Annotated in this window: 25 protein-coding genes and 5 tRNA genes; 12 read left to right on the forward strand and 18 right to left on the reverse strand. The window is 38.3% G+C overall.

Annotation, left to right across the window (positions count from 1 at the left end):
* Positions 1 to 245 precede the first annotated feature (245 nt).
* The 9 genes from L2B55_RS11255 to L2B55_RS11295 form a co-directional block, all read right to left on the reverse strand.
* Positions 246 to 980 carry a group II intron maturase-specific domain-containing protein gene (locus L2B55_RS11255; RefSeq protein WP_237845596.1) on the reverse strand — a complete coding sequence of 245 codons (735 nt, stop codon included), beginning with the start codon at positions 978 to 980 and terminating at the stop codon, positions 246 to 248.
* A complete protein-coding gene (locus tag L2B55_RS11260; RefSeq protein ID WP_237845597.1) occupies positions 913 to 2,565 on the reverse strand; it encodes a recombinase family protein in 1,653 nt (550 codons plus the stop codon). Before L2B55_RS11260 ends, L2B55_RS11255 begins: the two co-directional genes overlap by 68 nt.
* 128 nt (positions 2,566 to 2,693) lie before the next feature.
* Positions 2,694 to 3,041: a ribbon-helix-helix protein, CopG family gene (locus tag L2B55_RS11265; protein WP_237845599.1), complete on the reverse strand. Its 348-nt coding sequence runs from the start codon at positions 3,039 to 3,041 to the stop codon at positions 2,694 to 2,696.
* A 58-nt stretch (positions 3,042 to 3,099) separates the two neighbouring features.
* Positions 3,100 to 3,726 carry a reverse transcriptase domain-containing protein gene (locus L2B55_RS11270; RefSeq protein WP_237845600.1) on the reverse strand — a complete coding sequence of 209 codons (627 nt, stop codon included), beginning with the start codon at positions 3,724 to 3,726 and terminating at the stop codon, positions 3,100 to 3,102.
* 473 nt (positions 3,727 to 4,199) lie between these two features.
* Positions 4,200 to 4,925 (reverse strand): hypothetical protein, encoded by a 726-nt coding sequence (locus tag L2B55_RS11275; RefSeq protein WP_237845603.1) that lies wholly within the window; start codon positions 4,923 to 4,925, stop codon positions 4,200 to 4,202.
* A complete protein-coding gene (locus tag L2B55_RS11280) occupies positions 4,870 to 5,241 on the reverse strand; it encodes a hypothetical protein (RefSeq protein WP_237845604.1) in 372 nt (123 codons plus the stop codon). Before L2B55_RS11280 ends, L2B55_RS11275 begins: the two co-directional genes overlap by 56 nt.
* A 94-nt stretch (positions 5,242 to 5,335) precedes the next feature.
* Positions 5,336 to 5,692 carry an RloB domain-containing protein gene (locus L2B55_RS11285; RefSeq protein WP_237850288.1) on the reverse strand — a complete coding sequence of 119 codons (357 nt, stop codon included), beginning with the start codon at positions 5,690 to 5,692 and terminating at the stop codon, positions 5,336 to 5,338.
* Positions 5,614 to 5,946 (reverse strand): hypothetical protein, encoded by a 333-nt coding sequence (locus tag L2B55_RS11290; protein ID WP_237850322.1) that lies wholly within the window; start codon positions 5,944 to 5,946, stop codon positions 5,614 to 5,616. Before L2B55_RS11290 ends, L2B55_RS11285 begins: the two co-directional genes overlap by 79 nt.
* Positions 5,933 to 7,264 carry an AAA family ATPase gene (locus L2B55_RS11295; RefSeq protein WP_237845605.1) on the reverse strand — a complete coding sequence of 444 codons (1,332 nt, stop codon included), beginning with the start codon at positions 7,262 to 7,264 and terminating at the stop codon, positions 5,933 to 5,935. Before L2B55_RS11295 ends, L2B55_RS11290 begins: the two co-directional genes overlap by 14 nt.
* A gap of 145 nt (positions 7,265 to 7,409) precedes the next feature.
* Between L2B55_RS11295 and L2B55_RS18865 the strand changes: the two genes are divergently transcribed.
* The 3 genes from L2B55_RS18865 to L2B55_RS11305 all read left to right on the forward strand — a co-directional run bounded on the left by L2B55_RS18865 (position 7,410) and on the right by L2B55_RS11305 (position 11,156).
* Positions 7,410 to 7,724: a HipA domain-containing protein gene (locus tag L2B55_RS18865; RefSeq protein WP_255696415.1), complete on the forward strand. Its 315-nt coding sequence runs from the start codon at positions 7,410 to 7,412 to the stop codon at positions 7,722 to 7,724.
* A 121-nt stretch (positions 7,725 to 7,845) separates the two neighbouring features.
* Positions 7,846 to 8,169: a HipA domain-containing protein gene (locus tag L2B55_RS18870; protein WP_255696577.1), complete on the forward strand. Its 324-nt coding sequence runs from the start codon at positions 7,846 to 7,848 to the stop codon at positions 8,167 to 8,169.
* Between the two features lie 5 nt (positions 8,170 to 8,174).
* Positions 8,175 to 11,156: a DEAD/DEAH box helicase gene (locus tag L2B55_RS11305; RefSeq protein ID WP_237845606.1), complete on the forward strand. Its 2,982-nt coding sequence runs from the start codon at positions 8,175 to 8,177 to the stop codon at positions 11,154 to 11,156.
* 558 nt (positions 11,157 to 11,714) lie between these two features.
* Here L2B55_RS11305 and L2B55_RS11310 read toward each other — a convergent pair.
* From L2B55_RS11310 to L2B55_RS11335, 6 genes are all read right to left on the reverse strand, one after another.
* Positions 11,715 to 11,799, reverse strand: a tRNA-Leu gene (locus L2B55_RS11310).
* 16 nt (positions 11,800 to 11,815) lie between these two features.
* A tRNA-Gly gene (locus tag L2B55_RS11315) sits at positions 11,816 to 11,888 on the reverse strand.
* A 41-nt stretch (positions 11,889 to 11,929) separates the two neighbouring features.
* Positions 11,930 to 12,014: transfer RNA gene (locus L2B55_RS11320), tRNA-Leu, on the reverse strand.
* A gap of 14 nt (positions 12,015 to 12,028) precedes the next feature.
* Positions 12,029 to 12,101: transfer RNA gene (locus tag L2B55_RS11325), tRNA-Gly, on the reverse strand.
* Positions 12,102 to 12,136: 35 nt separating this feature from the next.
* Positions 12,137 to 12,209: transfer RNA gene (locus L2B55_RS11330), tRNA-Gly, on the reverse strand.
* Between the two features lie 157 nt (positions 12,210 to 12,366).
* Positions 12,367 to 12,858 (reverse strand): regulatory protein RecX, encoded by a 492-nt coding sequence (locus L2B55_RS11335; RefSeq protein ID WP_237845607.1) that lies wholly within the window; start codon positions 12,856 to 12,858, stop codon positions 12,367 to 12,369.
* A 138-nt stretch (positions 12,859 to 12,996) separates the two neighbouring features.
* Here L2B55_RS11335 and L2B55_RS11340 point away from each other — a divergent pair, with 138 nt between their 5' ends.
* From L2B55_RS11340 to L2B55_RS11350, 3 genes are all read left to right on the forward strand, one after another.
* On the forward strand, positions 12,997 to 15,459 hold the full coding sequence (locus tag L2B55_RS11340) for a bifunctional UDP-N-acetylmuramoyl-tripeptide:D-alanyl-D-alanine ligase/alanine racemase (RefSeq protein ID WP_237845608.1): 2,463 nt from the start codon (positions 12,997 to 12,999) through the stop codon (positions 15,457 to 15,459).
* An 81-nt stretch (positions 15,460 to 15,540) separates the two neighbouring features.
* Positions 15,541 to 16,131 carry a DUF502 domain-containing protein gene (locus L2B55_RS11345; protein WP_237845609.1) on the forward strand — a complete coding sequence of 197 codons (591 nt, stop codon included), beginning with the start codon at positions 15,541 to 15,543 and terminating at the stop codon, positions 16,129 to 16,131.
* An 18-nt stretch (positions 16,132 to 16,149) separates the two neighbouring features.
* Entirely contained in the window at positions 16,150 to 17,049 is a 900-nt protein-coding gene (locus L2B55_RS11350; protein WP_237845610.1) for a patatin-like phospholipase family protein, read from the forward strand.
* A 32-nt stretch (positions 17,050 to 17,081) separates the two neighbouring features.
* On the opposite strand, the gene L2B55_RS11355 is transcribed toward L2B55_RS11350, so the two are convergent.
* Both L2B55_RS11355 and L2B55_RS11360 read right to left on the reverse strand, forming a co-directional pair.
* The gene (locus tag L2B55_RS11355; RefSeq protein ID WP_237850289.1) at positions 17,082 to 17,798 is read right to left on the reverse strand and encodes an LOG family protein; all 717 of its coding nucleotides are present in this window, start codon (positions 17,796 to 17,798) and stop codon (positions 17,082 to 17,084) included.
* Positions 17,799 to 17,855: 57 nt separating this feature from the next.
* Complete coding sequence (locus L2B55_RS11360; RefSeq protein WP_237845612.1) at positions 17,856 to 19,352, reverse strand: sodium:solute symporter; 1,497 nt, start codon at positions 19,350 to 19,352, stop codon at positions 17,856 to 17,858.
* Positions 19,353 to 19,552: 200 nt separating this feature from the next.
* Here L2B55_RS11360 and recR point away from each other — a divergent pair, with 200 nt between their 5' ends.
* The 3 genes from recR to L2B55_RS11375 all read left to right on the forward strand — a co-directional run bounded on the left by recR (position 19,553) and on the right by L2B55_RS11375 (position 22,012).
* A complete protein-coding gene (gene recR / locus L2B55_RS11365) occupies positions 19,553 to 20,170 on the forward strand; it encodes a recombination mediator RecR (RefSeq protein WP_255696416.1) in 618 nt (205 codons plus the stop codon).
* 133 nt (positions 20,171 to 20,303) lie between these two features.
* Complete coding sequence (locus tag L2B55_RS11370) at positions 20,304 to 21,119, forward strand: SDR family oxidoreductase (protein ID WP_237845619.1); 816 nt, start codon at positions 20,304 to 20,306, stop codon at positions 21,117 to 21,119.
* Between the two features lie 68 nt (positions 21,120 to 21,187).
* On the forward strand, positions 21,188 to 22,012 hold the full coding sequence (locus L2B55_RS11375; protein ID WP_237845620.1) for an alpha/beta hydrolase: 825 nt from the start codon (positions 21,188 to 21,190) through the stop codon (positions 22,010 to 22,012).
* 12 nt (positions 22,013 to 22,024) lie between these two features.
* Here L2B55_RS11375 and L2B55_RS11380 read toward each other — a convergent pair whose 3' ends face one another.
* A complete protein-coding gene (locus tag L2B55_RS11380; RefSeq protein ID WP_237845621.1) occupies positions 22,025 to 22,912 on the reverse strand; it encodes a YitT family protein in 888 nt (295 codons plus the stop codon).
* Between the two features lie 407 nt (positions 22,913 to 23,319).
* Between L2B55_RS11380 and trpD the strand changes: the two genes are divergently transcribed.
* Genes trpD through trpB form a run of 3 tightly spaced genes read left to right on the forward strand, consistent with a single transcriptional unit; the run spans position 23,320 to position 26,180 of the window.
* Positions 23,320 to 24,324: an anthranilate phosphoribosyltransferase gene (gene trpD / locus L2B55_RS11385; protein WP_237845622.1), complete on the forward strand. Its 1,005-nt coding sequence runs from the start codon at positions 23,320 to 23,322 to the stop codon at positions 24,322 to 24,324.
* A 1-nt stretch (position 24,325) separates the two neighbouring features.
* Positions 24,326 to 24,955: a phosphoribosylanthranilate isomerase gene (locus L2B55_RS11390; protein WP_237845623.1), complete on the forward strand. Its 630-nt coding sequence runs from the start codon at positions 24,326 to 24,328 to the stop codon at positions 24,953 to 24,955.
* A 34-nt stretch (positions 24,956 to 24,989) separates the two neighbouring features.
* Positions 24,990 to 26,180, forward strand: coding sequence for a tryptophan synthase subunit beta (gene trpB / locus L2B55_RS11395; protein ID WP_237845624.1), 1,191 nt, complete (start codon positions 24,990 to 24,992; stop codon positions 26,178 to 26,180).
* Positions 26,181 to 26,184 lie beyond the last annotated feature (4 nt).

Genomic DNA, 26,184 nt, shown 5'->3' on the forward strand with positions numbered 1-26,184 from the left:
TACAAAAAATATTGGAAGTAATTCAATAACTGTTGGTTGGATAGACCAACTTGTTCGACCAGCTTTATCCGTAAGCATTCTTCTTAATACGGAATGGCTTCTTCCGCATTTTGAGGCTAGGGTGTAGATGTCCTGATTTGCGAAACCTATTTTATTAAGTTGTTCATCGAGTAGGAAGATAGGGATTATTTCCCTATCTGTCCTCTCACACCACCGTACGTACGGTTCTCGTATACGGCGGTTTGTTAAAATAACGACGGTTGCCCATCGGCTTGCCATTGACAATAATAATGCTGAAAACCCCAATAGCCTTTCTTTTTCCAGTAGCTGATATTCAGCGTTCTAAGTAAAATGGGGCTGTGTGCAACTCTGGCTGCACCTTTACTTGTGTTGCCCCACTGATAGGCCAATGATTTTCCTACTTCGAGTTTTATTAGGTTGGAGACTTTGGTTCGTATCCGTTTCCATCTCCTCCAGGTGTTGATTCGCAATCGGGTTCTTAACCATTCATCAAGTTTCTCCATTTTACTTCTCGCATTGGCGATTTTAAAGTAGTTTACCCAGCCTCTGATGATTTCATCGAGCTTTTTAAGCTTGTTTGCTTCTGGGCTGGGGTTACTTGATTGGGTTATCCTTTTACATTTTTCTTTCACCCTTTGGAAGGGCTGTTCTCCTATTCTAATCTGCCAGCCTTTCTTTGTTTTATAAAAGCTGAAGCCAAGCAGGTAGCTGTTGGAGGGTCGGCTGATTTTCGTCTTTACCCTGTTTACCTTTAGTAGTAGCTCCTTTTCTATGTATTCTATGATTCCGGCAGCTACTCTTTGGGCTGCTTTCTTACTTTGTACATAGATACTGCAATCATCGGCATAACGCACAAATTTATGTCCCCGCTTTACCAACTCCTTGTCCAGCTCATTTAAAATGATGTTGGAAAGCAATGGGCTTCTCACTCTTCGTACACAATTGGTAACTTTTTTCATTATTTTCATTTTCAGCCTCTTTTAATGGAATTGAATGTTTAATATCTATCAAATCATCCCCTACAATTATTTCCTTCACAAGCAGTCTGAGTATCTTCTTTTTCTCCTTTATATCCAATTGGTGCAGGTTTTGATCAATTTGGTTGGTAAAGCTCGCAACGTCCAGCAACTGCAATCGTTGATCTAAAGCCAGCTCATGCGCTTTCAACTGTTCCAGGTCTTTCTCTATAGTGTTAACCCTTTTCTGAAGCTCTGGCATCCTTTTTCTTAACTGAGCGATTGGGATTAGGCCTTCCTGGTAAGCATCCAGTAATTTATCCATTGCTTGAACTGCCTTTCCCCGTTGCTTTTCAAACGATGCTTTTTGATGAAGTAACGGACTTGTATTTTTAGTTTCCGCTACCCGTTTCTCTACTTCTCGTTGAATTAGGGTGGGGTCTTGTAATAAGGCTACGATCTGTTCCCATACAATCCTGTCCAGATAATCCTGTCTGATCGGCTTACACGTACACTTTCTGCCACCTTCGAACCGATAATCATCTGAGCCAAAGCAACGATAATAATAGATCTTGTTTTTTGCCGAAGTTGTAGTTGCGGTCCTATACAACGCATAACCACATTCGCTACAAACCATCATTCCCTGAACCAGAGATAAGACAACTGTGTTTCTTTGCGCATGAAGTTTATTGCTTTTTAATCGTTCCTGTGCAATATCAAAGGTCGCCTGTGACACAATAGCGGGAACGGATAACTCAATCCATTCTTCTCTGGGCTTTTCTTTAGTGCATTTATTTTTTGAACTGTAACCACCTTTTGCTCTCAATGGCTTTATGACTTTTTGCCTTGGGCTAGCTTCTGTTTTACCAAAACAAGCTTTGCCACAATAGGCCGGGTTTCTTAGTATGCCCCAAACGGTTGAGCGTTCCCATATGGTTGCCCCTTTCTTAGTAGGAACCTGCTTGGCAGTTAAGGCTCTTGCCACTGCACCTATGCTACAAAAGTCATCGGTGTATAAACGATATATCTCCCTTACTACAGAAGCTTCCTGCTCATTAATTTCGTAGTAGGCAGCTGCTGCATCTGTTTTTTTTATGTATTTATACCCATAAGGGGCACCAGACATGACACTTACATTCCCTGATTTAGCTTTAAACCGTTTCCCTCTCCTGGAGCGTTCCTTGATCATTGCCCGTTCGTATTCTGCAATCATCCCCTGAAACTGTAGCAACAAGGCCTCTTCCGGCGTTTCGGCTTTGGGCGAATTAACAAACATCACTTCTATACCACAGGAATGAAATTCGTCGATTAAAACCACCTGATACGCATAATTCCGGCTCAAACGATCGGGACTATAGACCAAAACAGCTTGTATTTGTCCTTCGGCACTTAGATCTCTCACTTTTTCCAATCCAGGACGAACCAAAATCGCTCCACTGTAACCCTCATCTTTAAAGATATATTCTTCTGGGACCACATAACCGTTTTCTTTGGCAAATTCTAATAAAGCATCTACCTGGCTGTCGATGGTTTTATTCTCCTTCTGCTGATCGGAGGATACTCGCGTATAAATGGCTGCAGTTTTCATATACCTGATCTTCTATGGGTTGATTAATAGAATTTGCTGAGGAAATGATTTCCGACTGGCCTGGGACGAGAAGATGGTAGACCTGTGTGAGTTTTTGCTCCCACAAGCGGTCATAGGAGAACGATATCTTAGCGATCCTCTCCTTTTTGGCCATAGTGTTGTTTTTTTGCTAAAAACTCTTCCAATGCCGCCCTGACTATTTTGCTGATTGAAGTCCCCTGAGAGACTGCAAATTCCCTTACCCGACCGATCAGACTGGGCGGAAGTTTTACTGTAAAGACCACTGAACGCTCCGGAATGGTTAACTTCTCCTTGTGCGCTTTGGCTTGCTGAACATAACGATAGGCCTGTATTTGGGACACACCATAGGTTTCCATCAACTGCTCTACAATATTTGTATACGGCTTCCGCTGCTCCAATAAGGCATGCGCCTGATTGATTCTTTCCGCCAATTCCGAATTCGGTGATCTTTTCATTTATCATAAAAATAATACTTTTTATGAAATATCCAAAACTAAAATCTTCCTCTTTTAATCACAAGTCGCTTAACAAAGTCAATGTTTGTGAGTGTGTACGTAAAGCTAACGGGCTACCTTGAGGGGTACCTTCGCTGCGAGGGCTTAGCACTCCGCCTTCCATTATGCCGCTTTTCAGGTAAAGGCTGACTAGTTTTAGGGTCCGTTTGTCCGCAATCTTCTTACTTAGTAAACCCAGTAGTTGCTGGTGGTTTACCTTGTCGAAGAATTTCTCCAAATCCAGCTCTATTATCCATTCCCGGCCTGTGTTAAGGTACTTTTGGGCAGTCATTACTGCCTTATGGGCATTCTTACCAGGCCTGAAACCAAAGCTGTTTTCGTTAAATTCCTGTTCGTATTGCGGAATTAGCCATTGGGAGACCGCTTGTTGCAGCATCCTGTCCACTACACAAGGAATTCCTAGCATCCTTTTGCCGCCCTGTGGTTTGCGTATTTCTACTTTCCGCACGGGTTGTGGCTCATAAGTGCCTTGGAGTATACTTTTCAGTAGGGCTTGATAGTGGGCATTTACATAGGGGCGAAGTTCATCGCTCTGCAGATGGTCAATACCCGCTGCCCCTTGGTTGCGTTCTACGGCAACAAGGGCTCTTTCAAGGTTTCTTCTGTCGAATATTCTCTCTAGCATTACTTTAACCGATAGCGCATTCGGGCAATTCCGTCAGTTTCTTTCATTTTCTGCTAAGCTCCTTCTGCAGTCTACTTTCGGTTTCCGACCTTTCCTCATGCAGACAGTTCTCTTACGTGTTTCGGCTTTTTTTTTTTTCGCTTCAAATGATTTAGCTGTTTCCTTGCCAATTTTAACATTCAGCCCTTTTCCCAACATTACTTGGAATACTATGGCTTCTGCTGACTTCTGATAACACCAGTGCTTGCATCCCTGCAAGCTGTTTCCGCTTTAGGTTGCGCTTCTCCCGCTGCCAGATTGTTATCAGATCTCTCAGGGTAAGTCTAATCGCTTTCCTCTCATGTAGCCTCTGCATATACATTCATGGCATCTGTGTAGTGTGGGACTTTGATTTCTTTAGCAATCTTATCCTGCCATGACTGCCTCTTATACAGTTTCTGTTCGTAGGCTCGAGAGTTTGCCTTGGGCTTCCTTCAGATTCCTTCTCGCGAAGGACACCCTTGCCGTCGGCTAACACTTCCCACTACAAAGCGTGTTCGGGACTTGCACCCTAGAGCTATTAAACATGCCTGACGCACTAAAAAATCTGCCATTCTCGGGAATGGAAGCGTAACTCCTGAATAAGAAGCAGTAAAGGCAAAGTTAATCACAGAGATAATATGGTTACCATTTGCAGTAATGGAGTGTGATTCAGATAGTTCATTTATATAAATAATGAACAGGTCAGAATGCTGCTGCAACAATAGTTTGAGAGCTTTCTTGTTTTCTACAATTACAGTTTTATTGAAGTAAGTCTCTTGAATCAAAGAACTGTTGATAGACATACAAGCAATCAAGAAAGCAACTGCTTCCTGTCTGGAAGATGCCTGTACTTCCAGAATTCCAGAGTCTCCGGTCAGGAATTTTAGTATTTTATTTTGTTGATCTATTCGACCTTCAATTATAAATTCAGGGGTGAATAACTTATCTTTTAAATGCGTATAATTGTCCCAGTACTCCCTAGCACTACTTATATCATCTGTGTGGATTTTCAATTCACGAGCGAGCCATAAAGCAACTGCAGGGCACTGGTCTAACCATAATTCTAAATTATCTGCATCGTAGATTAAGATTTCTTTCCATTCATTTTTACTCGTTAAAGTTTCAATGAATTTTAACTTTGTTGGTCTTGCTCCAACGTCTTGGAGTAACAAATACAAACGTGGAATCTTTTTTTATTTGGCTCGTTGTTGTGCTGTTTCGATTTTCGAAATCGCTCTTGAATTTGCTTATGTAATCTTTATTTCTTCCAAATTCCCAGAAAGATTCATTTTTAGGTAACAATAAGCTAGCTTCAGAAACTTTACAATAACCGTCCCATCCTGGCTTAAAAATACTATCTCCGATGGGTAGATCGAGGATAGGGAATTCCTTGCTTGAGGAAATAATAAGTTTTTGAATAATCCGAGGAAGTAATTCTTCGCAACGTCTTTCCTCTGCTAAAAGTGACAAATGAGTAGCGGTTATCCAACGCACGGTTCAAAAGTATTAGATTTTAGGGTCTAGGGATAGATATAGGATAGTAAAAGGCATTTAATTGATAGTAATTTTTCTTTGGCCATCTGATTCACTACTGCGCTTTCCAATTATTACCGAGGAAAGAAAGCAGTGTGTCACCCAGTTGATATACTTTGCTGACAAACTTTTCAGGGAAGTAATGATCTTTATGCATATCCATATTTGAGGTATTCTCTGTTGCAGTATCAAGAAGATTTGCGAACTTATCCCTGTTGTAACCTCCAATTACCAAATTTGCCAAGTTCGCTTTTAATTTCTTGGCAGAATCCAGGTTCGCAGGGATCGTCTTTAATACATGATAGTGCAACCATACCTCGAAACAAGGATTGCTTATAGACAGTGACCAATTTGCTTCGTGCTCGCAATGTTGATGCAGGTCGTCAATTTCTTTGCGTGGCCAACGGTCCACGTCCAAAACAAACCAGACGAAATCCTCAGGTTCAACTCCGTATTCATCGTCGTATTTTCCAAGCGTTCAAGCAAATGTTTGGCGGCCGATTTTCCTTCTTCCCGTGGAACGATTTCCACAACAACACGTCTGTTCAGTTCTCCAAAAAAATTAAAATATTCATCTTCACGTTGCCCCTCAGCGACAATGACAAATTTTCGAAAATCCCGATGATGTTTGCCCTTTTTGTATTCTCTGTTCTTATTCCTCGCCATAATCCTTAAATCTTAACTTCTTAAGATCTCCTAAAAACGGTATTGCACCAAATCTTCCTGATAAATATCCTTTCCTAATATCCAGGTCTGGCCGCACATTGTATTCACTGAGAGGATATAAATGTGTAGCACCCTCTTTGTTCTTTTCTGCAAACCAGATTTCGTCTTGTCTAAATAGGTCAAGGTCCAGAAGGTTGGACTCATGTGTAGTAATGATTAATTGTCCAACCTTGTTATTGTTTTCCTGTATCTGTCCGATAAATTCCTTCAGAAGCGAGGGATGTATGCTTTGGTCCATCTCATCGATCATGACGGTTACAGGAAATTTCTCAAGCATATATAATACGGGTATAAAATCGATCAATCTCAAGGTCCCATCAGATTCGTCGAAAAGTTCGAATACGACTTTTCTTCCAGAAGGGGCCATGTGGTAGGAAACGACTTTTTTAATGACAGGCTTTCCTTCCTCGATTATGGCTATCGCGTTCTTGTTGTCTCCAACACGCTCTATTTGACCAGATCTGATCAATTTCAATACACGCTCCTTTTCGGCTTTATTATCTTCCCCGAAATATGTATCAAAATCAAGGTTTTGGATGTCAAGCTCTTTTATTCCTGTGTCGAATTTACATATCAACTTATTTGTAAATAACTTAAAATCATCATCATTGATGAAACTGTAGGTCAGTCCAGCATACTGCATGCCGGGTAAAATAACAACCAGTCCTTTTTCTATCCATTTGTATGCATTATTTATTTCCTTGAACTTTTTATCCTTGACCAGAGATATAAAAGGTACCTCAGGTTCCAGAAGATCCTCCTCATAGAGTTGCATCAGTAAGCGGTCTTTTTGAGTCTTAAGATATTTGGGTGCGACGGTCAGCTTTGTTCTTTTTTGATCGTCAACTGCTCTTTCGAATACAAGTTCGTCGTCTTTTTTACCAAAATTCAGTAGATAGAGCCATTCTTCCTGTATAATGTTATTATGAAAGGTCATTCCGTAGGAATAGCCGGTTCCGTCTATCAAAAATTCCAGTTCAAGAGTGGATGGCTTGATGTCCTCAGATAGCTTAAATGCGAAGTTATCAAATGTATCGATCGATCCTTCTCTCACTATTTCGGACAGAAAATTGATGGCCAGTATCAAATTTGATTTTCCCGCACCATTTGCACCATAGATGACGGCGCTTTTTACTAGGTCTACGTTTGCAAAACGGTAAACATGATTAGGATGACGCCTGACGTCTCCGGTCAACATGTTAAATTCTGTTTCCTCTTTGAACGACAGAAAATTTTCGACTATAAATCTGATTAACATATCGTAGTTTTTTATAAAACGTATTTCACGTTTTTGGTTTGCTTTTTAATTGGCAACTGGTATTATTGAATGCAATTATAACGATTTTTTCGTTACAAATCTATAGTTTTTTTTATATATTTGTCTTCAAGGTGATATATATTGTATGGCAAATTCAGTAAACGCAATTCAAAACGGTCTGTACTTCCAGGAAGGAATCTTCCTTGGTGGTGCAAGGCCCAAAGCTAATATTCTTGATGAAGATGGACAGCCGTGGATTGCCAAATTTCCTTCAAAGAATGATACAATAGATAAAGCGTCTTGGGAATATTTAGCCTATCGACTGGCTGTTAATGCAGGTATTACCATGGCTGAATCGAGATTAGAGCATATTGCAGGCCGGCATCAAACGTTTTTTACCAAGCGTTTTGATAGAGAATTGTATGAACGCTTCAGCCATGACCATGACCGGAAAGAATGAAGAGCTTATCCGCGATGATATTCCATCGTATTTAGATATTGTGAAGTTTATTCAGTTCTAAGGCAGTCATGTTGATGAAGACCTGCATCAACTTTGTAGAAGAATTGTTTTCAATATTCTCATTTCCAATACGGATGACCATTTGCGGAACCATGGTTTTATTCTTAATAATGATGGTTGGCGATTAGCCCCTGCTTTTGACATTAACCCATCCACGAATAAGGACGGATTGGCATTGAATATCGATATGGACAGCAATGCATTGGATATTCAATTAGCTAAAAGTGTCGAGGAATATTTTAGGTTAGGCCAAAATGAAATGAACAACATTATTGATGAAGTGCACTCAATAGTAGCAGATTGGAAGAAACTGGCAACGGAAATAGGCATATCACGAAGTGAACAAGCATTAATGGCTCCGACGTTTAGTGAAATATCAACTTGAACATAATGGAAAACACTCAAAATAAGCTGGAGCTTTTCAAGTCTCTTTTTAAAGGAAGAGAAGATGTTTTTGCTATTCGTTGGGAGAAAGGGAACAAAAGTGGTTATATGCCTGCTTACTCTTTCGATCCATATCGCTTCCGTATGCATAAAGCAAAAGGAGGTACGCTTCAGAATTATCCTGACAAATCTTTTTTACCGTTCACCAATGAGCAGATCGTGAAGCATCTTAATGGAGAACAATTCATCGGACTGTATCCGTTACTTACAGATAATACATCCTGGTTTATTGTTGCTGATTTTGATGAAAGCAATTGGATAATATCAAGTAAGAAGTTTATTGAAGCTTGTGAAGAAGTTTCTATTCCTGCCTATCTTGAGCGTTCCCGGTCTGGCAATGGAGGTCATGTCTGGGTATTTTTTGATAAACCGTTTCCAGCATATAAAAGCCGGATGGTAATGATGACGCTATTAACCTCATCAGGCATAGTCTCTGTGTTTGATAAAAACACAAGTTTCGATCGGCTGTTTCCCAATCAGGACTACCTTTCCGGAAAAGGCTTAGGCAATTTGATTGCATTGCCATTGCATTTAACTTCTGGACAAAAGGAAAATAGTTGTTTTATTGACCCGGGTACGCAGACACCTTACGCTGATCAGTGGCAATTTTTGCAGAATATTCAACGCGTATCAATAGATCATCTTGAAAAGATCTATTCTAATCTTATAAACAGTAAACAGTATGCACCTATTGATAATAGTGAATTAATCATAACCCTAAACAATACTGTACAACTTAACAAGAATGCCATAAATCAAACATTAAGCAGCTTCTTGAAAGAAGAACTTAATTTCTTGAATACTGAGTACATTATTAAAAAGAATAGTGGAAGAATCACCTTTGGAACAAACCGGTATTTCAGGTTTATAAGTGAAGAAGGAAATAAAATTATTCTACCCAAAGGATTTATTGGCAAACTGATTCGATTTTGTCGAGACAATGGCATTCCACATAAATTTATTGATGAAAGAAAATTACACACCCCTGTTCCTTTTAGCTTTCAAGCGACACTTCGAAACTACCAACAGGAATGCCTCACTACGATTAACAAAAAAGATATAGGCGTAATTGTTGCCCCTCCCGGTTCAGGTAAAACAGTTATTGCCTTAAAAGTTGTTGCTGAAAAATGTCAACCTGCGCTAATCATTGTTCATCGTAAGCAACTTGCGGATCAATGGATAGAAAGAATTGAGGCGTTTCTGAAGATTCCTCAGAAAGCTATTGGTAGGATTGGGCAGGGTAAAACTAAAATTGGTAAACACATTACAGTGGCCACAATACAAAGCCTCGTAAAAACTGATTTTAATACACTTAAAGACGCTTTTGGTCTTATCATAGTGGATGAATGTCATCACATACCTGCCGAGACCTTTCTAAATACAATTAGTAAACTCTACTCATATTACCTTTATGGACTTACCGCAACTCCTTTCAGAAAGTACAATGATGGCAAATTAATATTTATCCACCTTGGAGATATTATTTCAGAAGTGAGGTTCAATGAATTAGACACAGTTCGACATCCTGAAATAATTATCCGAAATACCCAGTTGGAGGTTCCATTTAATGGAAAAACAGACCGTTTTGAAACCTTGTCAAAAATATTGGTGCATGATTCTGGAAGAAACAAGCTGATTTTGCAAGACGTTGTTAAGGAACTGAATCAAAGTAGAAAAGTTGTTATTCTCACTGAAAGAAAGGAGCACATTGATACTTTATATCAATACCTTAAACAATCATTTGAAACGATTACTCTTACTGGAGAGGATATTGAAACCAGTAGAAGGGTCAAATTAGAGGTGTTAAATTCGGGAAATTATCAGGTACTAATTACTACAGGGCAGTTTTTTGGTGAAGGTTCTGATTTGCAAAATGCTTCATGTCTTTTTCTGGCCTACCCATTTTCCTTTGAGGGTAAATTGATACAATATATTGGCAGAGTACAGCGGTCGGAAATCAGTCCAACCATATATGATTACCGCGATATCAAGATTGATTACCTAAATCGTATGTTCCTGAAAAGGAACGTATATTATCGAAAATTTGAAAAACAGGTGACATTGTTTGACATACCTGTTGAAGATACTTTAGAGGCAAAAAGTGTTTCTGAAGTTGAAAAGATCATCGAGAAAAATATCAAAGTTAAAATAGAAGAGTTGGATTTTCTGTACGGAAGCTTCCAGTTCCGATGCCAAATCCATGAGCATTCGGAAGAATTAATTTTTGATATAGAAAACTTAAATATTCGTCCGGAGTTTGAAGTACTGAAACCCTTTTTTGAGAAGTTTCTGAAATCAAAAACAGTCGATATTAGCGTCGTGGTTGTGTTGGATAAAAACAAAGTGGTTTCGGCAATGACGGCACAGTCGACTGATCTTGAAAAAATTAACCGGGAAGCTGTAGAGGGTGTACGCTTTAAATTTGTGGAAAAAACATTTTTTGGCAAAAAGATTTCTGCAGTGCATGATGGGTTAAATCAACCACCAGCCTCTGGTGATAATGGAAATAACTTATACGATTCTAACGAAGAATTACTGACCGATATATTGTCCAAAGGCAATTATAGACATCAAAAACAGCTTCATTACTTGGCCGAGCGCCACAAAGGAGTTGTTTTGAAGATTCGGTTCGTGTTAAGTCCATTTGCATTTGTCTTTTTATTAGAAGGAGATAAACAGTATCACCTTGTTCTGGAAACATTGGATACAGACGAAGCAACTTACATCTGGCATTTACCCTTAAACTTGGATGACTTAAAACAGGGCTTATCAAAAATAGACATTCAGTTAAACACAATCCGAACTCAGGGTCGACAGGCTTTTCTGCAGACAAATCCTGAAAATTTCAATCGAATATTTCACGAGTATTCTGATTTAAGAAAGGGATTCATCGAATGGAGAGATGCATTGGAGGAGCATTTATTTTAAAATTCTGAAGTACAAAAAACAGTTCTAGACTATTGATATCTAAGTTATTGAAGAGTTCAAACCTCTTTTTGATGTCTTTCGACTACGCTCAAGACGGCCTTGTTGTCTTAAGTGTTTAACAATCGTTTTCTTAAGTCTTAGTGAAAGCGAGACTAACGACTGCCAATAATCTCCCCCCTGAATTGACTTCGGAAGGCTTTGATTTTGGCATTGAACGATTCGGCAGAAGCGTTGGTGCTTAAAGTAGTTTAGGATCCGGGTAATGGCGCTTTATTTCCGGAATACTCTTCAGGGGCCTCGTTTACTTCCTTTAAATAGATATGATTAGCCTTTTTCTCCAAGTAGATTAATTCAAAATATTTCCAATGGATTCAAGAAGAATCAGTGGGAGCAGAGCTTTATAGGACTCGTGCATTGGATTTTTTAGGATACACAAAAATGAACTTTTATTGCACAACTTTTGTAACTTGATCTGATCCCTGATATAACCCTAGGGAAGGAGAGAACTTTAGTAAATTGTTATAAACTAAAAAGCCCCGACAAGAATGTCGAGGCTAGTACCCCAGGCGGGAATCGAACCCGCACGGCCTTAACGGCCACAGGATTTTAAGTCCTGCGTGTCTACCAGTTCCACCACCAGGGCAGCGGTGTTAAAAGAGAGCGAAAGACGAGATTCGAACTCGCGACCCCAACCTTGGCAAGGTTGTGCTCTACCAACTGAGCTACTTTCGCTTTTTGTAAAGAACAATATTAATACAACGTCTGTTGTTTTGTACCTCAGGCGGGAATCGAACCCGCACGGCCTTAACGGCCACAGGATTTTAAGTCCTGCGTGTCTACCAGTTCCACCACCAAGGCAACCTGTTAAAGAGAGCGAAAGACGAGATTCGAACTCGCGACCCCAACCTTGGCAAGGTTGTGCTCTACCAACTGAGCTACTTTCGCATTAATTTTCAACTTTAAAGAACAATTTTCTTTAGAGCGAAAGACGAGATTCGAACTCGCGACCCCAACCTTGGCAAGGTTGTGCTCTACCAACTGAGCTACTTTCGCTTTTGTGTATCCCCTTATTTGTTTGGGACTGCAAATATAGAGATTAAATAAGTTCTGTCAATACCGAAAACGCAATTTTTATTTATTTTTCGACCTTCCAGTAGCTAAATATTTTAAAATCAGGGGATGAAAATCTCATATTTTTTTTCACTTTGCATTAATTTGATTGCTCTTTGATGAGGTTCCACACTAAGTCCGATTCAAATCCACGCGAAATCAGGTATTGCGCAATTTTAAAGTTTCGCTTAAAAGAATCCTTTTCTTTTTCAACCTGGCTTCTTTTTTCATATTCCAAAACTAACGTTTGCTCATAGTCGTTACCATCAATAACCAATAAAGCCTTTTTAATTAAATTATCAGAAACACCCTTCAACTTTAGCCCCTGCCTGATTTTATTTTTACCCCATTGTTTCATTCGGAATTTCCCAAGGGCATAAGCTTGGGAAAAACGCTCTTCGTTAATAAAATTATTCAAAATTAAATCGGTGATAATTTCTTCAACAGCATTAGTAGGTACACACCATTCATATAATTTATTACGTACCTCTTGCTGGCTGCGTTCTTGATAGGCACAAAACTTTGCAGCTTTTTCTAAGGCTAGCTTACTATCGGTGATTCGTTTTTTAGGTGATTGTTCATCGTATAACATATGGCGAAATTATGATTTATGCTCGATTCAACTATTATTTAAACCTTACAAAAGATTTATGCCAGTTCAGTATGGTTTATCATTCTTCAATCCTAATTTAGCGCATATAAAAAGCGCTTTATCTATATTTGTCACAATATGCCTTATTTCAGCAATTCCATTCAATATATAAGTAATTTATTAGGTCAAAAAACACTTCTATCTGATGAAACCTCTATAATTGAGGTTTTGGCTATTGATAGCCGCAAGATTATCAACCCTTCTCAAACTCTGTTTTTTGCTTTAAAGGGTCAACGAAATGGTCATGATTTTATTCCTGAATTGATTGAGAAAGGAGTAAAGAACTTTGTTGTTTCAGAAGAAAAATGGCTCAAAAAAGTATATGATGCTAATTTTATTTTAGTTAATGATACCTTAAAAGCCATGCAGCAACTTGCAGCGGATCACAGAAAGCAATTTACCTATCCGGTAATTGGAATTACGGGCAGCAACGGAAAAACAATTGTAAAAGAATGGCTTTTCCAATTATTGTCGGTAGATCATCATATTGTTCGTAGCCCCAAAAGTTATAACTCTCAAATAGGCGTTCCACTTTCAGTTTGGCAACTCAACGATACGGCAGACCTAGCCATTTTTGAAGCTGGTATTTCACAACCAAACGAAATGGATACCTTGACTGCTATCATTCAGCCTACCATTGGGGTATTAACTAACATTGGTGCTGCACACGACGAAGGATTTACCAATAGGGCCCAAAAGCTTGAAGAAAAGCTGAAGTTATTTAAAGACGTTGGACTTTTTATATTTCAAAAAGAAGACCTCAAAAGTTTCAAAAAACAATTACCGGGAAAACAACAGTTTTCATGGTCGCTGGTTGACAATTCTGCTGATTTGTTCGTTGAAAAGATGGAGAGAAAGACAAACAGCACCAAATTAACTGCACTTATTAACGCAAAAGAGTTTAGTATTGAAATTCCTTTCATTGACGAGGCTTCGATAAAAAATGTGCTAAGTTGTTGGAGTGTTTTGTTAGCACTAGAGCTGCCTTTTGAACAAATTAAACACCGAATGAAAGAATTGGCGCCAATTGAAATGCGCCTTAAGCTTCGCAACGGAATTAATAATTGTACTGTTATTAATGATAGTTATAATTCTGACCTGGGATCACTGGAAATTGCCATAAACTTCTTAAAGCAACAACAGCAACATCCTCGTAAAACGCTGATTCTTTCTGACATTGCTCAATCAGGGATTCCATCTACCGAATTATACAAAAAAGTGGCTGAGCTACTAGCATCCGCAAAAATTGACCATTTGATTGGTATCGGTCCGGAAATAGCTTCACAAGCGGGCGTTTTTAAGCTGGACAAAGAGTTTTATGCTGATACAGCCTCATTTTTGGAAAATTTCACCAATGCTCGTTTTAGTAATGAAACCATTTTACTCAAAGGAGCGCGTGCATTTGAATTTGAACAAATCAGCAAGCTAATCGAACAAAAGGTTCATGAAACGGTATTTGAAATCAACCTTAATGGATTAATTCAAAATCTTAATTACTATAAATCGAAGTTAGAACCAGACACAAAACTAATGGCCATGGTAAAGGCCTTTTCCTATGGCAGTGGCAGTTTTGAAATTGCTAGTGTTTTACAATACCACAAGGTTGATTATTTAGCTGTCGCTTATGTAGATGAAGGAGTAGAGTTGCGTAAGGGAGGCATTAAACTTCCAATTATGGTCATGAGCCCGGACGTTTCAGCTTTTGAAGGAATGGTAAAAGCCAACCTTGAGCCTGAAATATATAATTTCAGAATTTTAAATGAGCTTATCAGCTTTTTATTAACCCGAAATACAAAGGAATATCGGATCCATCTAAAAATTGATACCGGAATGCATCGTTTGGGTTTTTTAGAAGAGAACATCGATAAGCTTATTACTATACTGAATGAAAACAGGCATATCAGGGTTGCTTCAGTATTTTCACATTTAGCTGCCAGCGAAGACGCTGCAGAGGATGGCTTCACGCAAAAACAATTAGATACATTATTGCGGGTAACTCAGAAACTTGAATTGGGGTTAGGCTATTCATTTATAAAGCATATATGTAATACAGCGGGTATAAGCAGGCACCCTGAAGCGCATTTGGATATGGTCCGTTTAGGATTAGGACTTTATGGAATTGATAGCGCTGTTAAAAACAATCGACAACTACAGCCAATTGGAACGCTTAAGACAACCATTACCCAAATAAAAGAACTGGAAGCAGGGGAGACCGTTAGCTACAACCGACGAGGAATAATTACGCAACACTCCAGGATAGCTACCGTAAAGTTAGGCTATGCAGACGGATACAGCAGGAAACTTGGATATGGAAATGGAGAGATGCTTGTAAATGGACATCGGGTGCCGGTTATAGGAACTGTTTGTATGGATATGCTCATGCTTGATGTGACAGGAGTTGAATGCAAAGAAACAGACGAGGTCATAGTTTTTAACGATGAGTTGCGGGTAGAAGAGTTGGCTGATAAAATAGGAACGATTCCGTATGAAGTACTAACTGGTATTTCGCAACGGGTAAAACGCATCTATGTTTATGAATAAATAACAAAACTTACATTAAAGTAATATAAAGCAAACTATTTTGCACTTATTTTTGGTACAGAATTTTTAAAGATCCACTTCATGGAAGAAATAGGAAAACTCCGTCGCAAAGCCAAGGTTAGAAGCGTATGGAAAGTAATTTTTGGTTTTTTTGCCAAAGGATTACTTTTTGTGTTACCGTTAGGATTAACATTTTACATTATTGCCAGTGGTATCAGATTTGTAGATAATTTGATTGACCTTGGCATTCCGGGTTTAGGACTGATTATTGTACTTACATCAATAACATTCATTGGTGTTCTGGTAACGTATTTAATTACCGAACCGATAGCCAATTACTTTGAAAAGTTGGTAAACAGGATACCCTTGTTTAAACTAATTTACACGTCGATAAAGGATTTTATGGCAGCTTTTTTCGGCGAAGATAAGAAGTTTAACGAGCCAGTACTGGTACAAATAAATGAATTTGGGCTAAAGAAGGTAGGATTTATCACACAGAAAGACCTTTCAATATTAGGTGTAACGGATGAGGTTGGAGTTTACTTTCCTCATTCGTACAATTTTTCGGGTGAGTTTTTTGTCGTTCCGGTAAAACACGTAAAACCTTTGAGTTTAAACTCCGGAGAGATAATGAAATTCACGGTTTCAGGGGGTGTAAGTGATTTGAAATAGGCAAGGAGAGGTGTACTTATGAAAAAACAAAAAGTGTGTTTGGTATTGGGAAGTGGTGGAGCCAGAGGCATGGCCCAAATAGGCGTAATTGAGGAACTGGAGCGAAACGGGTTTGAGATTTCGCAAATTGCCGGTTGTTCAATGGGTGCATTAATAGGAGGGATTTACTGTTCAGGACATCTACAAACTTATAAAAACTGGTTGCTAAATCTTGAAAAGATGGATGTCTTCCGCTTACTAGATTTTACGCTTTCGGGTGGTGGTTTTGTTCGTGGCGACAGAGTACTAAATGCAATTGAAGAATTGATCGGTACTCATCATATTGAAAACTTTGATATTCCATTTACTGCCGTTGCCACTGATGTGAGTGCTCAACGGGAAATTTATTTTACCACTGGTAATTTATTTAAGGCAATTAGGGCTTCTATTGCAATACCAACAGTATTTACTCCTGTTGTGGAAAATGGAAAAGTTCTCCTTGATGGCGGGCTACTAAATCCATTGCCAATTGGAGTAGTTAATCGTCAACCGGATGAGTTATTGTTCGTCGTTAATGTTAATGCCGGAATTCCACCGCTTAAAACAAACCTTGAATCCAACGGTGAATTACAGACCAAAGGAAAAGGGTTGTGGGATAATTGGATCTCATCCTTTTTACGGGCTGATACAAAAACCACCGAATCAATTGAACGCATGGGAATGTTTGGGCTACTAAACCGTTCTTTTGATTTGATTCAAGATAGACTTACACAGCTAATGCTTGAAACATACAAGCCTGATTTACTTGTAAATATATCAAGAAACTCATGCGGGAGCTTTGAATTTTACAGGGCTGCAGAGCTGATAGAAATTGGTAAAGTTAGTTGTGATTTGACTTTACAATCTTATCTGCAAAAAGTAATGATAAATGGTTCATAGTCATAATTGGGTGGCTATGAACCATTTTTAACCTAAAAGTTAGGTTTAATAACGTATTTATTGTAAAAGCGAACAATGTGCTCTACAGCTTCTTCGGCTGTATCAACTAAACGGAATAAATTCTGATCTTCAGAAGAAATGTAACCACCGTCTTCCATCTCTCGCTTGATCCAATCTAACAATCCGCTCCAATATTCAATCCCGACCAAAACTATTGGGAATCTTGCCACCTTTCCTGTTTGAATAAGCGTTAAGGCCTCAAACAATTCATCCATAGTGCCGAAACCTCCGGGAAGCACCACAAATCCTTGTGAATATTTTACAAACATTACCTTACGAACAAAGAAGTAGTCATAAGTCATCAATTTATCTTTATCAATAAATGCATTATGAAACTGTTCATGAGGTAGATCAATATTTAACCCCACTGATTTTCCGCCGGTTAAATGAGCTCCTTTATTAGCAGCTTCCATTACACCAGGTCCTCCACCAGATATAATCCCATATCCGTTTTGAGTAAGCTTTTTGGCAATTTCAACGGCAACTTCATAGTATTTAGAACCTGGTTTTACCCTTGCCGAACCAAAAATAGAAACGCAGGGCCCAATACGTGCCATTGTTTCAAAACCTTTTATAAATTCGGCCATGATCTTAAAAATTTGCCATGAATCAGTAACTTTTACCTCCGGCCAATCTTTATTAGCAAACCCCTCACGTATTCTTTCATCATTAATTAAATCATCATTCATGTTCATGGTACATAGAATTAAGACAGATTAGTTAAGCAACCAATCCGTTTTTGTAAATTATTTTGTTTTTAAAGCAGATTCATCATTAATGCCTGTATTTATTGCTTGATCAGTTGCATTCGAAGAAAAGATATATAGGCCAATAAATGTCAATAAGCCGTTAATAATCAATAGTTCAAGTCCGATTTGAAAATTTCCGAATATGTTTTGTTGGTTTTTATCAAGCACAAAACAAATTGCCGGTGCAGCCAAACAAATGAATGGTACATACTTTCCATGGAGTATGCGCTTTGTTAGAATGCCGAACGAGAATAACCCCAATAACGGACCGTATGTATAACCTGCAAGCTTTAAAATCAAACCTATCATGCTCGGATTGTTTATCCACTTAAACATCATTACCAACAATAAAAACAAAAACGCAAAGCTTAAGTGTACACGCTGGCGAATTTTCTTTTTCTGAACATCGCTCCAGGTTGCACTACGCTGCATCCCCAAAATATCGATGCAAAATGATGAAGTCAAGGCTGTAATAGCACCATCGGCACTTGGGAAAAGAGCAGAAATTAATGCGATAATGAAAATAACCGATATCATTGTAGGCATGTGCTTTAATGCTATTTCAGGAAAAAGCTTATCGCCTGAGGCCGCAACGCCGATCTTACTACCGTACAGATGTAGAAGCCCCCCTAAAACCAAAAACAAACCAATAACCAGCAACATTATAAACGCTAGGGTCACCATATTTTTTTGGGCATCCTTCAATGTTTTTACCGAAATATTCTTCTGCATCATTTCCTGATCCATGCCTGTCATGGTAATTGTAATGAAAGCGCCTGCAAGTATTTGTTTAACAAAAAACAATTTATCATTAGCATCCGTAAAGAATATTTTTGAATAGCCCGAAGAATTTAATGCTTCAAAGCCTCCAGCCATAGTCATGTCCAACTGCTTCAGAATATAAACTACGCAAATAACTAAACCCGCTAGCATACAGGTAGTTTGCAGTGTATCGGTCCAAACAATGGTTTTCACACCACCTTCATAGGTGTACAACAAGATCATTAACAGAATGATAAGAGTGGTAAGCCAAAAAGGCACATGAAACTGTGAAAGTATGGCTTCTTGCAAAATGTTAACCACTAAATACAAACGGGCTGTGGCGCCCAATGTTCTTGAAACGATAAAAAAAGAAGCTCCCGTTTTATAAGAACTGAATCCCAAACGAGTATTCAAATAGGTATAAATTGATGTTAGATTAAGTCTATAATACAACGGCAGCAAAACAAATGCAATTGCAAGATAACCTATAAAATATCCTATAGTTATTTGAAAATAGGAAAATGCCTCTTTTCCTACAGACCCTGGAACGCTCACAAAAGTTACCCCAGATAAGGAGGTTCCAATCATACCAAATGCAACTAGCATCCAGTTCGAACTTTTATTACCGATAAAAAAAGTTTCGTTTCCGGCATTTCGTGAGGTAAAATACGCTACTACCAGTAATACGATAAAGTATAATGCAACAAATGAAAATAGTAATGATGCCGACATAATGTTTAGTTAGTTTACAATTGAGTCTCTTTCCAATCTGTTAAATATGAAAAAAAATCCAAAATACTTTTCATTTAATTTTTGATACAAACCCAATAGTACTGGTTAATAACTACTAACAATTGCAATAATAATGCTAATAAATAATTGATTGAACGATTTAGCCTGCGCATATTTGTAGTTTATAGTTATTATTGCAGATGCAGTTTTCATCGAAATTACTAGAAGAAGCCGTTAATGAGTTTGCAAAGCTCCCTGGAATAGGTTCAAAAACAGCTTTGCGATTAGTGTTGCACCTTTTAAACCAATCTTCAGATGAAGTGGAACGCTTTGGAACTACCATGATAAAACTGCGTCAGAATATACGGTTTTGCTCTAACTGCGGTAATATTTCTGACACTCCACAATGTGAAATATGCACTCATCCTAAACGAGACCGCTCAATTATTTGCGTGGTTGAAGATAGTAGAGATGTTATGGCCGTTGAGAATACGCAGCAATTTAATGGCTTGTATCATGTACTAAACGGTTTAATTTCTCCAATGGAGGGTATAGGACCTTCTGACTTAAATATTAGCAAATTGCTTGAACGAGCAGCTTCTGGAGAGCCAAAAGAGGTAATTTTAGCGCTTAATCCCACAATGGAAGGTGACACGACTATTTTCTACCTTTATAAAAAACTAAAAGACTTTAATATAAAAATCACTACTATTGCCAGAGGGATTTCATTTGGCGGCGAAATAGAATATGCGGATGAGCTTACACTTGGTAGGTCAATTACCACCCGAGTTACCTATGAAAACACCTTACTGAAATGATGATTAAGGTTTCACCTGGAAATAGTTTTAGAAGATAACGGAATAAATCAAACCATAAAAAGATTAAGAGACCCGGTAGAGATTTTAGTATTCTCATGAATCGTTAGTCTTTTCGTCTTGTATCTAAACAAACATGTCTTTAAAAGGAAAAACTGTTATTATTACCGGTGCTTCATCGGGCATCGGAAAAGCCTGCGCTGAAGAATTCGCTAAACAAGGGGCAAACTTGGTATTAGGAGCCCGTCAGTACGTTGCGCTGTGTGAAATTGGACAACAATTAGAACAACAGTATGGAATCAGGGCTGTTGCCGTTGGTTGCGATGTAACCCATGAAGATGACTGCAGAACTTTAATTGGCCAAGCTAAATTAACTTTTGGCAAAATTGACGTATTGGTTAACAATGCGGGCATTTCAATGCGTGCGTTATTTAAAGACCTTGATTTAAATGTGTTACGCCAGGTTATGGATATTAACTTTTGGGGTACAGTTTACTGCACAAAATATGCACTTCCCGAAATTATAAAATCGCAGGGATCAATTATTGGAGTTTCGTCAATTGCCGGATACAAAGGTTTGCCTGGCCGTACTGGATATTCTGCTTCTAAATTTGCAATGCAAGGATTTTTAGAATCGCTAAGAATTGAAAACCTGAAAAACAATGTGCATGTAATGCTGGCCTGTCCAGGTTTTACGGCATCAAACATTAGAAATGTAGCATTGAACAAGAATAATGAACAGCAAGGCGAATCTTCAATGGATGAGGGAAAAATGATGACGGCCGAAGAGGTAGCGAAAATCATTGTTAAAGGTGTTGAAAAGCGCAAACGGGACTTAATTATTACTGGCCAAGGAAAGCTAACTGTATTTTTAAGTCGTTGGTTCCCATCTTTAACCGATAAATTAGTTTACAATCACTTTACAAAAGAGAAAGACCCTCTTTTGAGATAATCCTTAATTAATAGTCTATAGTTATTTATCAGTTAACTAACTATAGACTATTCTTTGAATCCCATCGTATGCTTTCCTACTTTACCGGTATTTTTACAGCACATCCCTCTGTCCTGAGAAAAACAGATATTTCTTATGTCGATACTGACTCTCCCGATTATGATAATCAACGACACCGTTTAAACGTATACACCCCTGTAAACGCACAAAATTGTGATGTTTTGATTTTTGTACATGGAGGTGAGTGGGATAGTGGCGATAAAAATTTATACGGTAGAATCGGATCTCACTTTGCCAATAAAGAAGTGGCATGGGTTTCTATCAATTATCGCTTAGCGCCTAAGTTCAATTACAAGGATATGGCCTTTGATGTAGCAAGGGCAGTTAAATGGGTTTATGAAAGCATTTCGGATTTTGGTGGAAATCCATCTCGCATATTTCTCTCAGGTCATTCAGCCGGCGGATATTTAAGTGCATTAACAGGATTGGACAATCAGTATTTTAAGCAAGCTGAAATATCAAACCCATTAAAAGGATTAATATTAATTGACAGTTTTCTACTTGATTTATATGAGTTCTTTACCATTACAGATCCTGATTGGGCCAGGAAATACTATGACTTATTTGGAAGCAAGGAGCAAGAGTGGAGAACGGCAACACCGATGTTTTACTTGAACGGATCCCAACTCCCCATCCGTGCATTCTTGGGTTCAAAAACATACCCGGGGATATTACTTGGCAATGATAGGTTCAGAAAACAGTGCGAATTAGCAGGAAAAGATTACCAACTGCACATTATTAGAGGAAAAGCCCATCGAGCCATGATTACTCAACTATTTTTCTCAAAAAACAATATGTACCATCACATAATCGATTTTATGAAAAACAATTGAGGGTTAAACGATCTAATGCAATGGCCGGCGTTTAATCATACCTCCCTTGGTTTCATTAATGCTTTGCATAACCACAAATGCTCTTGGATCAATCTTTTCAATTTCTGACTTTAATTTAGAAAGCTCCAGTCGGGTAACTACTGTAAATACAATATCAATTTCCCGATTTTGATAGACTCCCGAGCCAAATCCTCGCTCACCTTTGTAAATGGTTACCCCTCGACCCAGGTTCTTAATGATAGCTTCTTTAATTTCTGTGCTTCTAATTGAAATAATAGTTACTCCAGTATATTCATCGATACCTTGGATAATAAAATCAACAGTTTTAGAGGCTGACAGATAAGTTAAAATAGAATACATTGCAGCTTCAATACCCAGCAAAAATGCGGCAGCTCCGAAAATCACAATGTTTATTATAAGTATAATATCACCAATGGTTAAAGAGGATTTGCGGGTAACATAAACAGCAAGAATCTCAGTACCATCAATAACCGATCCGCCTCGCATGGCTAAGCCTATACCTCCACCCAAAAAAAAGCCCCCGAAGATGGAAATCAGTAATTTGTCGGATGTTACTACTTCAAAACTAATAGTTGACACTACGATTGCTAAACCTGAAATGGCCAAAAGTGTAAGCAGAGCAAATTTTTTTCCAATTTGCTTGTACCCAAGTACAATGAATGGAATATTCAAAAGCAAAATCAACAATGAAAAAGGAATTTGAGTGACATTATTGAGTAAAAGCGAAATACCTGTTACCCCGCCATCAATAAATCCATTAGGAATCAAAAAACTCTTTAGCCCAAATGCAGCAGAAAGTATCCCTAAAATTATTAGAATTGCTCCATTTATATTGGAAACCAAATTAAGACGACGAACCGTTTTACTTTTGCTAGACATGTAACAAATGTATTTGATTGAATTTTCACTTCATAATTAAAGACCATTTTACTACTAAAACATCAAAACCCTTATTGCCTCTCATTTTTTTTCAGATGTATTCTTCTTTTTTAAGCAACAGAAATTTAGTTGTAACATTGAAAAAATGAGCTATAATTCATTTTTTAAACTTTAATGCATTTTTATTTAAAAATTTTGCATTTAAAAAATAGAATATTCATATTTGGGCCAATCGAAAAATGAAACAAAACGTATTAAATAACAATTGGTGGTGGCGCTGCATAAACTGCGGACGGTAACCTCATTGTTTTTAATAACAACACTATATCAAGATACTTTTATGAAGGGTTGCCGTTAAGGCAACCCTTTTTTGTTATATGTACTTATCAACCCGAATATTTTAACGTATGAAAAAAATATTAACACATTTATTTAAAGGACAAATCCTATCAAAAGAAGAATCAAAACAAATTTTGATAGAGCTCGCTAGTGGAAATTACAACGTTTCACAAATGGCCGCTTTTATGACTGTATATTGCATGAGAAGTATCACAGTTGATGAATTGGAAGGTTTCAGGGATGGTATGCTTGAGCTTTGTCTTTCGGTCAATTTACCCTCTGATCAACTTATCGACCTTTGTGGTACAGGAGGAGATGGCAAGGATACATTCAATATTTCTACACTTTCCTCATTTGTTGTTGCTGGTGCAGGATATAAAGTCGCCAAGCATGGCAATTACGGAGTTTCCTCTTCTTGTGGTTCATCAAACGTGATGGAATACCTTGGATATCAATTCACCAATAATGAAGACACTTTGAAGAAAACTCTGGATGAAGCCAATATCTGTTTCTTACATGCGCCACTATTTCATCCGGCCATGAAAACTGTTGCGCCTATTCGTAAAGAATTGGGCGTAAAAACTTTCTTTAATATGCTAGGGCCAATGGTAAATCCAGCTAAACCTAAACACCAAATGGTAGGTGTATTTAGTTTGGAACTGGCTCGTTTATATGCTTATCTCTACCAAAAAACAGATAAAAAATACATGATTATCCATACGCTTTCTGGTTATGATGAAGTATCACTGACTGATCCATTTAAACTATTTTCAACAACTGGGGAAGCTCTTTATACCCCCGAACACCTTGGAGGCCTGCTAAATGCAGTGGATTTGGCTGGAGGAGACACTGTAGAAGACTCAGCTAAAATATTTATGAATGTATTAAAAGGAGAGGGAACACAGTCTCAACAAATGGCTGTTTTAGCTAATTCAGCCTTGGCAATTCATTGCTTAGAAGATAGGAAGTCATTAGAAGATTGCTACGAAATAGCCAAGGAATCCTTAATAAGCGGTAAAGCTTTATCGAGTTTTAATAAATTGATTGGAAATAAAGTAAGCATACCAGTATAGCATGAAAATAAAAATATGCGGCATGAAATACCGCGACAACATTGAAGCCGTTGCTGCTTTACAACCCGATTATCTTGGTTTTATTTTTTACCCACAATCCCCAAGGTATGTTGATGATCTTTCGGTATTGAAAACCGTGCCTCCATCAATTAAAAAAGTAGCTGTTTTTGTTGATGCTAACTTAGATGATGCATTGCAAATAGTGGCTGACTATGATTTTGATGCTGTTCAATTGCATGGTAACGAAAAGCCGAATTATTGTTCACAATTTAAAACTGCAACAATTGAAGTCATTAAGGCTTTCGGGATTGATGAAAAGTTTGACTTTGGGACTTTAAAACGTTATAGAGACGCTTGCGATTCTTTTTTATTCGACACCAAATCTCCAATGCATGGCGGTACAGGCAAATCGTTTGATTGGTCAATTTTAACTCAATATAAAGAGACTAAACCCTACTTTTTAAGCGGAGGAATAGGGGTAGACAATTTATTGGAGCTAAAACCTTTACTGGACTATGAACAAGTGCCTTACTGTATCGACTTTAACAGCAAACTTGAAACAAGCCCCGGAGTAAAAGATGTTCAAAAAGTCCAAACTATCATAACTCAATTAAAAGAATTAACAAACTAGAATCAAAACACTAGAATAGCTTGAAAGAAACAATATGAGTACTATAAACTATTACGTTGATGAACGAGGATATTTTGGAGATTTTGGGGGAGCATATATACCCGAAATGCTATATCCCAATGTTGAGGAACTGCGTCAAAACTACCTTTCTATTATAAACAGCGCTGATTTTCAGCAAGAGTTTAAAAGTTTGCTGAAGGATTACGTTGGGCGGGAAACACCTCTTTTTCACGCAAAACGATTATCCGCCCGTTATGGAACCACTATTTATCTAAAACGCGAAGATTTAAATCATACGGGAGCGCATAAGGTAAATAACACCATTGGCCAAATTCTATTGGCGGAGAAATTAGGCAAAAAACGCATTATTGCCGAAACCGGTGCCGGACAGCACGGTGTAGCCACTGCAACGGTTTGTGCCTTGCGTGGTCTTGAATGTGTAGTTTACATGGGTGAAGTGGATATAAAGCGCCAGGCTCCCAATGTAGCACGGATGAAAATGTTAGGAGCAACGGTAAAAGCAGCTACTTCGGGAAGCAAAACCTTGAAAGATGCAACGAACGAGGCAATGCGAGATTGGATTAACAACCCGGTAGACACACATTATATCATCGGTTCAGTTGTGGGTCCACATCCATACCCTGACATGGTTGCTCGCTTTCAATCGGTTATCAGTGCTGAAATAAAAACACAACTTAAAGAAAAAACAGGCACAGAATTACCTGATTATGTTCTGGCTTGTGTGGGAGGCGGAAGTAATGCAATGGGAACGTTTTATCATTTCCTGAATGATGAATCAGTACAGTTAATTGCTGTTGAAGCGGCTGGTTTAGGAGTTAATACAGGCAAGTCGGCGGCAACCACTATTTTAGGTAAAGAAGGAGTATTACACGGTAGCCGTTCAATACTTATGCAAACTGAAGACGGTCAGGTTATTGAGCCACACTCAATTTCTGCAGGTTTGGATTACCCTGGAATAGGACCACAGCATGCTCATTTATTTAAAACAGGCCGTAGCAAATATGTAGCAATTACCGATGACGAAGCCATGCAGGCAGCTCGATTGCTAACTCAACTAGAAGGTATTATTCCAGCCATAGAATCCTCTCATGCTTTAGCATATCTGGAAAAGATGAAATTCAATGGCAATGAGAAGGTGGTGGTATGCCTATCCGGACGTGGCGATAAAGATCTTCAAACATATATGGATTATTTTAATTTATAATCTC

This window comes from Solitalea lacus (genome assembly GCF_022014595.1).
GTDB lineage: Bacteria > Bacteroidota > Bacteroidia > Sphingobacteriales > Sphingobacteriaceae > Solitalea > Solitalea lacus.